We start from the raw sequence: 9,419 nt of genomic DNA, 5'->3' as shown, positions 1-9,419 counted from the left end.
AGGAGCAGTACGGCCGTGCCGAGCGCGCCGCCTCTCAGCCACCGACGCCGGCGCCGCCGCGCCAGCCCGTCCCCGGTGGCCGAGGCGCCGGACACGGCCGGATCGTCCGCGCTCTCGGGCACGGCGGCACCACCCCTCGCGGTCGTCCGGGCGTCACGTCCTGCTCCTACGACCATGGCCGCGCGGACGGCTCCTGGCCGCCCTTTACTGGGCCGAACGAGACACTCCCTAGTGCCGGGAGGCCGTCACCCGCTCGGTGTCGATGCGCTGCGCCAGCGCGTCGGCGGGCAGCTTGTCGAGGTTGCGGCACAGCACCACCGAGCCCCCGGCGGCCAGCGGCGCGTACAGCCCCGCGCTCAGCCCGGCCCAGGTGTCGTACGGCAGACCCGACAGCAGCCGGGAGCCCGGCCCGGTCAGGTCGAGGCCGGGTGCGTCGGCGAGCGCCCGCTCCACCACCTCGGCCGCGCTGAACTCGGCCCCGGCCACGATCAGCGCGGGCTCCTCCGGGTCCACCGGCGCGAAGGGGGCGAACCGGTCGCCCTGCCCCGGCACTTCGGCGGCGTAGTCCATGAAGCCCTCCGGCACCTGCGGGAACCGCCCGCCCAGCGGACGCAGCGCCAGCGCGACCCGCTCGCCCCGGCAGGCCCGCGCCTCCTCAAGGGTGTCCGGCCCGCTCACCACCACGTCGCCAGCGGCCGGGTCCCCGGAGACGTCGGCCACCGCGCCCACCGACGAGCACGCCAGCAGCCACACGGCCGTCTGCCAGTGCGCGGGCAGCAGCAGCGCCACCCGGTCGCCGGGGGCCACGGACAGCTCGCCCTGGAGCAGATTGGCGGTCTTGGCCACCCAGTTGGCGAAGGTGGCGACGGACAGCTCGACGCGTTCGCCCGTGGCGTCGTCGTAGAAGGTCACCAGGGGGCGTCCGGCGTCCGCGGCGAGCGCGGAACGCAGCAGGCCGGCTGGGGTGCGATCGGTGGCGTTCATCCGCGCAAGGGTACGCGGGCGGGCCGCGCCCGACGGCCGCTCAGCACCGTTGCCCCCGCCCGGTGCCCGGCGGCCACTCGCCCGTGCGGACGCGTACGGCCGGGGGACGGCGCCCCCGGTCCGCCCGACACCGCGCGGCCATCGAGGGCCGGCACCGCACCGTCTGCCTACACTGGCCGGCCGAAAACGAGACGTTCCGCCGGTCCCGGCAGGAAGCGGAGACGACAGGTGACAGAAGCGATCCTCCTGGTCGGCGGCAAGGGCACGCGGCTGCGGCCGCTCACGGTGCACACGCCCAAGCCCATGGTCCCGGCGGCCGGGGTGCCGTTCCTCACGCACCAGCTGGCGAGAGCGAGAGCCGCGGGCGTGGACCACATCGTCCTCGCCACCAGCTACCTCGCCGAGGTCTTCGAACCCCACTTCGGTGACGGCTCCGCCCTGGGCCTTCACCTGGAGTACGTCACCGAGAAGGAGCCGCTCGGCACCGGCGGCGCCATCCGCAACGTCGCCGAACGGCTGCTCTCCGGCCCCGACGAGCCCGTCCTGATCTTCAACGGCGACATCCTGACCGGCCTCGATATCCGGGCCCTGGTCGGCACCCACGAGTCCACCGGCGCCGACGTCTCCCTGCACCTGACCAAGGTCACCGACCCCCGCGCCTACGGGCTGGTCCCCACCGACGACACCGGCCGTGTGCTGGCCTTCCTGGAGAAGCCGCAGACGCCGGAGGAGATCGTCACCGACCAGATCAACGCGGGCGCCTACGTCTTCCGCCGCTCCGTCATCGACACCATCCCCGCCGGGCGCCCGGTCTCCGTGGAGCGCGAGACCTTCCCCGGTCTGCTGGCCGCCGGGGCCCACCTCCAGGGCATGGTCGACTCCACCTACTGGCTGGACCTCGGCACCCCTGCCGCCTTCGTCCGGGGCTCCGCCGACCTCGTCATGGGCCGCGCCCCCTCACCCGCCGTACCCGGCCGGCGCGGGGACCGGCTGATCCTGCCGACGGCCAGGGTCGCGCCGGACGCCAAGCTGACCGGGGGCACGGTGGTGGGCGAGGGCGCGTTCGTCGCCGAGGGGGCGCGGGTGCGCGGCTCCACGATCCTGCCGGGCGCGGTCATCGAGCCCGACGCGGTCGTCACCGACTCCCTCATCGGCAGCCGGGCCCGCGTGGGCGAGCGGTCGGTCCTCACGGGTGCGGTGGTCGGGGACGGCGCCGTGGTCGGCGCCGACAACGAACTGCGGGACGGGGTCCGGGTGTGGTGCGACGCGCGCATCCCGGCCGGGGCGGTCAGGTTCTCCTCGGACCAGTGACCCCGGTCACCACCTGCCGATGTCCGTCTTCCGCATCTTCGGGTGCCGGCGCGGCGGGGTGCTGCCGCTGAGCAGGACATAGCGCGCGGCCCGGTGACGCTGGCCTTCGGGGGCGTACGGCTCCAGCAGGCGCAGCATCTCCGCGTCGTCCGCGTCCCGGTTCCCGGCCAGCGCCCAGCCGACGATGCGGGGCAGGTGCAGGTCGCCCGTGGTCACCGCGTCCGGCGCGCCGTGGCTGCGCTGCACCACCTCGGCCGAGGTCCACGGGCCGATGCCGGGGACGACCTCCAGCCGGGTCCGCGCCTCGGCCGGGGTCATCCCCACCGTCTGCTCCAGCCGCGCGGCCACCCGGACGGCCCGCAGGATGGTGGAGGCCCGCTTGTCGTCCACGCCCGCCCGGTGCCACTCCCACGAAGGGATCAGCGCCCAGGTCCGGGGCGCGGGCATCACCCACATCGGGCGTTCCCCCGTACCGGCGGGGCCCGGCGCGGGCTCCCCGAACCAGCTCACCAGTCGCCGCCAGGCCCGGTAGGCCTCGTCGGCGGTGACCTTCTGCTCCAGCACCGAGGGGATCAGCGACTCCAGCACCAGCCCGGTCCGGGTCAGCCGCAGTCCGGGGCGCCGGTGCCGGGCGAGGGCGACCAGCCGGTGCCGGGGCTCGAAGAGATCGGGCTCGTCGGCGGCGCCCAGCAGTCCGGGCAGCCGGTCCAGCAGCCAGTCGGCGCCGGGCCCCCAGGCCTCGCCGCGCACCTCACCGCCGCCCGCGTACACGCGGAGCGTGCCGGGCCCGGCGGGGGTACGGGTGGCCCGCCACACCGAACCGTCACGCGTCGCGCGGAACGTCGGGTCACCGCCCCCGCGCCGCAGCGGCCCGAGCACCAGACCGAGGTCGTACGGCCCCCGGGGCACCCACGTCCGCGTCCGGGGCCCGGCCGCCTGCCGGGGCACCACGGGTGCCGCAACCGCGTCGCGCACGGTCGCGGGCGACGGGGGCCGGGGGGCGAAACGTCCTGCCACGGGGAGAGGTCCTAGGGGTGCGGATGGGGCGGGGGTGCCCTATGAGACTAGGGCCTCCCCGGCGGAACCCGCCTCAGCGCACCTCGATGAAGGCCCCCGCCTCCCGCGCAGGCCGGGCCGGGGGCTCCTGGGCCGGGTGACCGATCGCCACCGCGCCCATCGGATCCCAGCCGGCGGGCAGGTCCAGCACCTCGCGGACCACGTCACGGCAGAACATCGTGGACGACACCCAGGCCGAGCCCAGCCGCTCCCCGGCCAGCGCGACCAGGAAGTTCTGCACGCCCGCGCCCGTGGCGACCACGAACATCTCCCGCTCGGCCGCGTCCCGCCGCGCGTCGCCGTAGGTGTGCGAGCCGTCCATGACGAGGCAGGGCACGGCCAGGTACGGGGCGTTGCGCAGTACCTCACCGCGCCGGACCCGCTTGGCGATGGACTCCTCGCTCTTGCCGTCCCGGCGCAGGTCGGCGATCCAGGCGTCCCGCATCGCGTCCAGCAGCGCGAGCCGGGACTCGGCCGACTCCAGCAGCACGAACCGCCACGGCGTGGTGTGGTGCGGGGCGGGCGCGGTCACGGCGGCGGCCACCGCCCGGCGTACCGAGCCGGGGTCGACCGGCTCGTCGGTGAAGGCCCGTACGGTACGGCGCAGGCTCAGCGCCTCCCGCACCGCCTCGGAGGTGCCGAGCCGGAACATGTCGTCCCGCGCGGAGCGCACCATCGCCCGCGCGCCCTCGCCCTGCTCGGCCGCGCCGGTGACCACGTGGGGCAGGCCGCGTACGACCGCCACCGGCAGGCCCGAGGCCTTGCCCTTGACCAGGTCGCCGGCCGAGGCGAGTTCGTCGGCGGTGGCGACGACGGTCGCGGAGAGCGGGTTGCCGTGCGCGTCGGTGCCGCCGCGCAGGTCGTCCAGGACCCGCACCCCGGCCGCGCCGATCGCCACGTCGGTGAGCCCGGCGCGCCAGGGGCGGCCGAAGGTGTCGGTGACGATCACGCCCACGGTGACGCCCAGCGCCTCCCGCAGGCCCTCGCGGATCGCCCGCGCGGAGGCGTCCGGGTCCTCGGGCAGCAGCAGCACGGTGCCCTCGGCGGTGTTGGACGCGTCGACCCCGGCGGCGGCCATGACCAGGCCCTGCCGGTTCTCCACGATGCGCAGGGCTCCGCGCCGGGCCACCACGCGCACGGTCTCGGCGTCGATCGCGGCCTCCCGGTCGGCGGCCCGCACGAGGCGTCCCTCGGCCTTGGAGACGATCTTGGAGGTGACGAGCAGCACGTCCCCGTCGGCAAGACCCGGCTCGGCCGCGGCGATCAGCTTGGCCAGGTCGGCGCCCGGCGCCACCTCGGGCAGACCGGAGGGCGCCCAGACCCGGTACTCACTCACGCGGTCCGCACCTCCCCGGCCAGCTCCAGCGCCGCGCGCGCCATCGCGGCGGTCGCGTCCAGGTCGCTCATCATCAGCGGGACGGCACGGCAGCGGATGCCGGCCGCCTCCACCGTACCGACGGAACCGGCGTCCACGGTGTCGACCAGCCAGCCGTCCAGCAGCCCGGAGCCGTAGTGCGCGGCGACCGCGGCGGCGGTGGACTCCACGCCGACGGCGGCGAGCACCTTGTCGGCCATGCCGCGCACCGGCGCGTCACCGACGATGGGGGAGAGCCCGACCACCGGGACGCCCGCCTCCGCGATGGCCTCCCGGATACCGGGCACCGCGAGGATGGTGCCTACGGACACCACCGGGTTGGACGGCGGGAAGAGGATGACGTCGGCCTCCGCGATGGCCTCCAGCACACCGGGCGCGGGCTTGGCCTGCTCGGCGCCGACCGGCACGACCGCCTCGGCGGGCACCGAGGCGCGCAGCCGCACCCAGTACTCCTGGAAGTGGACCGCCTTGCGCTCGCCGTCCAGGTCGACGGCGACGTGGGTCTCCACCCGGTCGTCGGTCATCGGGATCAGCTTCACGCCCGGCTTCCAGCGGTCGCAGAGCGCCTCGGTGACCGCGCTCAGCGGATACCCGGCGCCCAGCATCTGGGTCCGCACGATGTGAGTGGCGAAGTCCCGGTCGCCGAGCCCGAACCAGCCCGGTCCGGCGCCGTAGGCGGCGAGCTCCTCCTTGAGGTGGAAGGTCTCGTCCGCCCGCCCCCAGCCCTGTTCCTCGTTGATGCCGCCGCCGAGCGTGTACATCACGGTGTCGAGGTCGGGACAGACCTTCAGCCCGAAGAGATGGATGTCGTCGCCGGTGTTGCCGATGACCGTGATGTCCGCGTCCGGGGCGGCCTGCTTCAGACCGCGCAGGAACCGGGCACCGCCGATGCCGCCTGCCAGAACCACAATGCGCATGGGATCAGTGTGTCAGCAGCCGCCGACAGCGCGTGCGGCCGGTGATCACACCGCGGCCGGGCTCGGCTCCGTACGGGCCTCGCAGTGCTGTGACGTGTGCATGGGCATCTCGGTGAGGCCCGGATAGTAGATGTGCAGGCTGACCGCGGGCTCCAGCGCGTCGTTGACCACGTCGTGCACGTAGCCGGGCGCAAAGACCCGCTGGGCGCCGGCGGTGAGGGTGCGGGTGCCCCGGTCGGTGCGCTCGGTCAGGGTGCCCTCCAGCACGGTGAGGATGCCGGAGGAGCGCCCGTGGTCGTGCGGCCCGCTGCCCTGGCCCGGCACCCAGGACAGCAGCCACACCTCGTAGCCGGGGCCGGTGCGCAGCCGGTGGTACCAGCGGGTGGTGGCGTCGTAGCGGACCAGGTGCGCCCACCGGTCGCGGTCGGCGGCGACCGCGCGGGCCAGCCCGGCGAACTCGGCGACGGTCACCGGGTGCTCGCGGGGCGGCTGCAGCAGGTGGGGCACTTCGAGGAGGTCACCGGCGATCTGGAGGTCGTTGTCGCTGTTCATGGGGGTGTGGGGTTCCTCGGCGGAGAGGCGGCGGCTGGGTGTCGCTGGGCCCCGGCCCGGATCACGGGCGTACGGGCGGGTGTCCCCGACGGGGTGGGGGAACGGCGGGACACGCGGGGCCGGAGTGGGCCCGGGGTCCGCTGGAGCGCGGTCGGCTCAACAGCAGGGACAGCAACAACAGCTGAGACGCATGCCGGCAGCACCGAGGGACCCGGCGGTGCGGGTCGTGGCGGGTGCGAAGTCGGCGAGCATGCCCACTAGGACACCCGTTCATACCTGCCGTGTCAACTCGGGGCCCGGTTCGAGGGACATCCTTCACCTCATCCGGTGCATCTCTCAGGTGAAAGGTTTGTGCGCCCGGTACTCGGGACACATGGCGCACATCCGGGCGGCGCCCCTCGGGTCCTCAGCCATGTGTCAAGGTTTATGCCGATTTGAACACTTAACGCAAGGCCTTGGTTCCGCAGAGTGAATAACGGGCTCAATAGCAGATCTCGGCTTGACTCGCTCGGAGCAGCACACTTGTAATTTCACTCGTGTCGTTCGGCCGGGACCGGCCAGGCACGGGGACGTGAAGAACAGACGAGGGGCGCACATGACCGAGCTGGTGGAGCAACTGCTGGTCGACGAGGCGGACGAGGAACTCGGCTGGCAGGAGCGCGCTCTGTGCGCCCAGACCGATCCCGAGTCCTTCTTCCCCGAGAAGGGCGGCTCCACGAGAGAGGCCAAGAAGGTCTGCCTCGCCTGCGAGGTGCGCTCCGAGTGCCTCGAGTACGCCCTCGCCAACGACGAGCGCTTCGGCATCTGGGGCGGCCTGTCCGAGCGGGAGCGCCGCCGGCTGAAGAAGGCCGCCGTCTGACCGGGGCACGCGCCGCCGGCCGGCGAACGGCCGCCGGGCACACGCACATACGGGGCGAACGGCCCGTCGCACGTGGGTTGTCCACAGGCGGCGGGCCGTCGTCATGACCGACCGATAGTGTGGGCGCTCGTCCGAGACGCCCCGCGGTCCTTGATGGGCACAGGCGTCCACCGCAGTCCATCGAACCGGGGCCCGTACCTCGATGTCCGTGCACAGCCATACGGCAGCCCAACACGAAGCTGCCACGCCTGAGTTCCCGCGCCATGTGGTGACGGCCGTCCTCGTCACCCATGACGGCGCCCGCTGGCTGCCTGACGCGCTCGCCGGGCTGCTGAGTCAGGAGCGCCCCGTGCAGTACGCGGTGGCGGCCGACACCGGCAGCGCGGACGACTCCGCCCAACTGGTCACCGAGACCCTGGGGGACGAGGCCGTCGTCCACCTGGCCCGGCGCACCGGCTTCGGCCAGGCCGTGGACGAGGCCACCCGCCTCGCCCCGGTCCTCACCCCGGACGACCTGCCCTATCTCAGGCGCCCGAACAGCTGGGACCCGGCCACGCGCACCTGGCGCGACGACGCCTACGACCTGCCCGAACTGCCTTACGGTGAGCCGGTCCAGTGGCTCTGGCTGCTGCACGACGACTGCGCCCCGGAGCCCGACGCGCTCGCCCAGATGCTGCGGGTCGTGGACAACGAACTCGAACTCGGCCGCGACGACGTGGCCGTGGTCGGCCCCAAGCTCCGCGGCTGGTACGACCGCAGGCAACTGCTGGAGGTCGGCGTCTCCATCGCCAACTCCGGCCGCCGCTGGACCGGTCTGGACCGCCGCGAACAGGACCAGGGCCAGCACGACCACGTCCGCACCGTGCTCTCCGTCTCCACCGCGGGCATGCTGATCCGCCGTGACGTCTACGAGCGGCTCGGCGGGTTCGACCGCCGGCTGCCCCTGATGCGTGACGACGTCGACCTGTGCTGGCGCGCCCACACCGAGGGCTACCGCGTCCTGATCGCCCCCGACGCCGTCGTCCGGCACGCGGAGGCCGCCTCCCGCGAGCGCCGCACCGTCGACTGCGCGGGCCGCACCACCGCCTCCCCGCACAAGGTCGACAAGGCCGGTGCCGTCCACACCCTGCTCGCCAACACCCGCACGGCCGCGCTGCCCTGGGTGCTGCTCCGGCTCGTCCTCGGCACCCTCCTGCGCACCCTCGCCTACCTGGTCGGCAAGGTGCCCGGCCAGGCCCTCGACGAGATCCGCGGCCTGCTGGGCGTCCTGCTGCGCCCCGAGCGCATCCTCGCCGCCCGCCGCAGCCGGGGCCCCTCCCAGATCGACAAGGACGAACTGCGGCAGCTGTTCCCGCCGCCCGGCGCCACCATCCGCGCCACGGCCGAGCAGATCGCCGCCAACTTCTCCAGCAACTCCGACGTCGACACCTCGGCCGGCCGCCACGGCAGCGCGGTCGAGTCCGGACCCGGCGGCGACGACGCCGACTTCCTGGAGATCGAGCAGTTCGCCCGGCTCAAGCGCATCGCCCGCAAGCCAGGCCCCGTGCTCTTCCTCGCCCTGCTGCTGATCTCCCTGGCCGCCTGCCGCGCCCTGCTCGGCGGCGGTGCCCTCGCGGGAGGCGCGCTGCTGCCCGCCCCGCCCGGCGCGAGCGACCTGTGGGCCGGCTTCGCCGCCGCCTGGCACCCGGTCGGCGCCGGCAGCACCACCTCCGCGCCGCCCTACCTCGCGGTGGTGGCGACGCTCGCCTCGCTCTTCTTCGGCTCCACCGGGCTCGCGGTCACCGTGCTGCTGGTCTGCTCGGTGCCGCTGGCCGGCTTCACCGCCTACTTCGCCTCCCGACCCCTCGTCAGCTCCCGGCTGCTGCGCGCCTGGACGGCCGTCGCGTACGCCTTCCTGCCCGCCACCACCGGCGCGCTGGCGCAGGGCCGCATCGGCACCGCCGTACTCGCCGTACTGCTCCCGCTGATCGCCCGCGCGGGCGTCGCCGCCAGCGGCCTCGCGAACCCGTCCGGCGGACGCGGCAGTTGGCGCGCCACCTGGGCGTACGCGCTGCTGCTGACCATCACCACCGCGTTCACCCCCGTGGTCTGGCCCGCGGCGCTGGTGCTCGGCGTCGGCGTGCTCGTGCTGCGCCGCTCCGACCCGGTCGCCCACCTCCTGCGCTTCCTGGCGCAGCTCGGCACCCCGCTGCTGGTTCTCGCGCCCTGGTCGCTGACCCTGCTGCCCACCGGCTTCTTCACCGAGGCCGGGCTGGACTTCGGTGCCTCGGCGGCCTCCGCCTCCGACCTGCTGGGCACCAGCCCCGGCGGGCCCGGCACCCTTTCCGGCCTGCTGTTCATCGGCATCGTGCCGGCCGCGCTGGCC

Annotated in this window: 8 protein-coding genes; 3 read left to right on the top strand and 5 right to left on the bottom strand. The window is 74.4% G+C overall.

Annotated elements, in window-relative coordinates; translation table 11 throughout:
• Positions 1-228: 228 nt before the first annotated feature.
• Positions 229-984 carry a TIGR03089 family protein gene (locus tag GT030_RS11545; protein WP_161201023.1) on the bottom strand — a complete coding sequence of 252 codons (756 nt, stop codon included), beginning with the start codon at positions 982-984 and terminating at the stop codon, positions 229-231.
• 228 nt (positions 985-1,212) lie between these two features.
• Here GT030_RS11545 and GT030_RS11540 point away from each other — a divergent pair, with 228 nt between their 5' ends.
• The gene (locus tag GT030_RS11540; protein ID WP_161201022.1) at positions 1,213-2,295 is read left to right on the top strand and encodes an NDP-sugar synthase; all 1,083 of its coding nucleotides are present in this window, start codon (positions 1,213-1,215) and stop codon (positions 2,293-2,295) included.
• Between the two features lie 6 nt (positions 2,296-2,301).
• Here the strand turns inward: GT030_RS11540 and GT030_RS11535 are convergent, their stop codons facing one another.
• From GT030_RS11535 to GT030_RS11520, 4 genes are all read right to left on the bottom strand, one after another.
• Entirely contained in the window at positions 2,302-3,312 is a 1,011-nt protein-coding gene (locus GT030_RS11535; protein WP_346009614.1) for a DNA-3-methyladenine glycosylase 2 family protein, read from the bottom strand.
• Between the two features lie 73 nt (positions 3,313-3,385).
• Positions 3,386-4,687 carry a coenzyme F420-0:L-glutamate ligase gene (locus GT030_RS11530; RefSeq protein WP_161201020.1) on the bottom strand — a complete coding sequence of 434 codons (1,302 nt, stop codon included), beginning with the start codon at positions 4,685-4,687 and terminating at the stop codon, positions 3,386-3,388.
• Positions 4,684-5,643, bottom strand: coding sequence for a 2-phospho-L-lactate transferase (cofD, locus tag GT030_RS11525; RefSeq protein ID WP_161201019.1), 960 nt, complete (start codon positions 5,641-5,643; stop codon positions 4,684-4,686). Before cofD ends, GT030_RS11530 begins: the two co-directional genes overlap by 4 nt.
• A 45-nt stretch (positions 5,644-5,688) precedes the next feature.
• Positions 5,689-6,195: a cysteine dioxygenase family protein gene (locus tag GT030_RS11520; protein WP_161201018.1), complete on the bottom strand. Its 507-nt coding sequence runs from the start codon at positions 6,193-6,195 to the stop codon at positions 5,689-5,691.
• A gap of 595 nt (positions 6,196-6,790) precedes the next feature.
• On the opposite strand from GT030_RS11520, the gene GT030_RS11515 reads away from it, so the two are divergent.
• Both GT030_RS11515 and GT030_RS11510 read left to right on the top strand, forming a co-directional pair.
• Positions 6,791-7,054, top strand: coding sequence for a WhiB family transcriptional regulator (locus GT030_RS11515; protein WP_161201017.1), 264 nt, complete (start codon positions 6,791-6,793; stop codon positions 7,052-7,054).
• Positions 7,055-7,256: 202 nt separating this feature from the next.
• Positions 7,257-9,419 (top strand): glycosyltransferase family 2 protein (locus GT030_RS11510; RefSeq protein WP_202459977.1); only part of this gene is annotated, 2,163 nt, incomplete at its 3' end.

Source organism: Streptomyces sp. SID1328 (genome assembly GCF_009865595.1).
Classification (GTDB): Bacteria; Actinomycetota; Actinomycetes; order Streptomycetales; family Streptomycetaceae; genus Streptomyces; species Streptomyces griseoluteus.
The sequence above is the reverse complement of the archived record's forward strand: the minus strand, read 5'-3'. Positions and strand labels throughout refer to the sequence as shown.

Bases quoted from the DNA above. Each gene is read 5' to 3' on its own strand.
- GT030_RS11545 (WP_161201023.1), bottom strand. From the start codon at position 984: ATGAACGCCACCGATCGCACCCCAGCCGGCCTGCTGCGTTCCGCGCTC.
- cofD (WP_161201019.1), bottom strand. From the start codon at position 5,643: ATGCGCATTGTGGTTCTGGCAGGCGGCATCGGCGGTGCCCGGTTCCTG.
- GT030_RS11520 (WP_161201018.1), bottom strand. From the start codon at position 6,195: ATGAACAGCGACAACGACCTCCAGATCGCCGGTGACCTCCTCGAAGTG.
- GT030_RS11515 (WP_161201017.1), top strand. From the start codon at position 6,791: ATGACCGAGCTGGTGGAGCAACTGCTGGTCGACGAGGCGGACGAGGAA.